The sequence below is a fragment of the Pseudomonas sp. LFM046 genome (assembly GCF_000949385.2).
In the GTDB taxonomy this organism is placed as follows: Bacteria; Pseudomonadota; Gammaproteobacteria; order Pseudomonadales; family Pseudomonadaceae; genus Metapseudomonas.
In genome coordinates, this window is record NZ_JYKO02000004.1 from 1 (window position 1) to 1,930 (window position 1,930).

1 protein-coding gene is annotated in these 1,930 nt (G+C 65.3%); it reads left to right on the plus strand.

Features of this window, described 5'->3' with window-relative positions:
- Window positions 1–531 precede the first annotated feature (531 nt).
- Window positions 532–1,857 carry a group II intron reverse transcriptase/maturase gene (ltrA, locus tag TQ98_RS27520; RefSeq protein WP_044873854.1) on the plus strand — a complete coding sequence of 442 codons (1,326 nt, stop codon included), beginning with the start codon at window positions 532–534 and terminating at the stop codon, window positions 1,855–1,857.
- The last annotated feature ends 73 nt before the right edge of the window (window positions 1,858–1,930 follow it).

Genomic DNA, 1,930 nt, shown 5'->3' on the forward strand with positions numbered 1-1,930 from the left:
TGGGTGCGCCAGGCATGGCGCGTAGCGCCGTGACTGGCGCTGTTCGGTTCACTGTGGTGGTGAACTGGACGACTTGGAGGTGGAAGTCCTCTGCACGCCCGGCAAGGGGAAGTGCTAGCGGAAGGCAAGGGTGTCGCGGGTGACTGCGAATCTGAAGGAAGCCGGAAGCAAATGGCTGGCCTGACGAACAGGAAGCGGATGGAGGCGGCGTAGCGGGGTGAGGCGGCCCAAATCGTCAAAGCCCGGTACTTGCACGGCACGCTACGACGTAAATCCGCCAGGCATAAGCCGGAAGGTCGCGCGAATTACCCTGGGAGATCTGTGCGCTTGCCAGCGTGCTACCGGGCGTCGAGAGGCGACGGGATGAGCGTGCAGAAGTCAGCCGAGGCCGTAGTAAGTGGCGCCAACCACGCCACCAAGGGCCGAACAGGTCATACCGCCGGTAGGCGTTGGAGTCTCATGGGATGTCGAACCGCAGAAGCTTCTCCCCAGGAGAAGGCTGTTCCCCGGCATGGCGGACGGAATCCGCGCATGCCGGCTGACAGTGCGCAGACACCGATGGCGTCTGTAACGTGGACGAAAGCGGAGCCGAACACGCTGATGGAGCGGGTGTTGTCACCGGCGAACTTGAGGCGTGCGTATCGACGGGTAGTGAACAACCGGGGCGCACCGGGGGCCGACGGCCTGTCGGTGGATGAGCTCGCGGGCTACCTGAAGCAGTATTGGCCGCCCCTGCGGGAGCGGCTGCAGACGGGTGAATACCAGCCGCACGGCGTCCGTGCGGTGAACATTCCCAAGCCCCAGGGCGGGATCAGAACGCTGGGAATACCCAGCGTGCTGGATCGCCTGATCCAGCAGGCCCTGCTACAGCAACTGACGCCGCTTTTCGAACCGCTGTTCTCGGACTTCAGCTACGGCTTTCGTCCGGGGCGCAGCGCGCACCAGGCCATCGAGATGGCCCGTGCCCACGTGGCGGCGGGCTATCGCTGGAGCGTGGAACTGGACCTGGAGAAATTCTTCGACCGGGTCAACCACGATCGGCTGATGGACTTGCTGGCACGTCGGGTCGAAGACCCGCATGTGCTGCGCCTGATCCGTCGCTACCTGGAGGCTGGGGTCATGAAGGGCGGGCTCGTGAGCCCGCGCCGAGAGGGTACGCCGCAAGGCGGACCCCTCTCGCCCTTGCTCTCGAACATCCTGCTGAACGAGTTGGACCAGGAACTGAGCCGGCGCGGCCACCGCTTCGTGCGTTATGCCGACGACGCGAACGTTTACGTGCGCAGTCGACAGGCGGGCGAGCGGGTGATGACCAGCCTGGAGCGTTTCCTGGAGCAGCGGTTGCGGCTGCGGTTGAACCGGACCAAGAGTCAGGTCATCCGCCCGTGGCGCAGCAGTTACCTGGGGTATGGCATGACTGCGCACCGGCAGCCGAAACTGCGGATTGCCAGCAGCAGCCTGCAACGCCTGCGCGAACGGGTGAAAAGCCTGCTGCGCGGCCGGCGGGGTAGCCAGCTGACCTGGCTGATCGAGCGGCTCAACCCGGTCCTGCGCGGCTGGAGCAGCTACTTCAAGCTGAGCCAGAGCAAGCGGCCCGTGGAAGCGCTGGATGGCTGGGTGCGGCGGTTGCTGCGCAATGTGCTGTGGCGGCACTGGAAGCGACCGGTTACCCGGGCACGCATGCTGATGCGCCTGGGTTTACCGGAGGAGCGGGCCTGGAAGTCGGCCACCAACGGGCGCGGCCCCTGGTGGAACGCCGGTGCCCTGCACCTGCGGCAGGCGCTGCCGAAGAAGTGCTGGGACGCGCTTGGACTGGTGTCGATACTGGATACGATGACTCGGCTTAGCCGTATGACCTGAACCGCCGTATACGGAACCGTACGTACGGTGGTGTGAGAGGACGGTGGGGGCGACCCCACCTCCTACTCGATTC

Excerpts from the sequence above, each read along its gene's own strand:
- ltrA (WP_044873854.1), top strand. The coding sequence starts at position 532 with ATGCCGGCTGACAGTGCGCAGACACCGATGGCGTCTGTAACGTGGACG.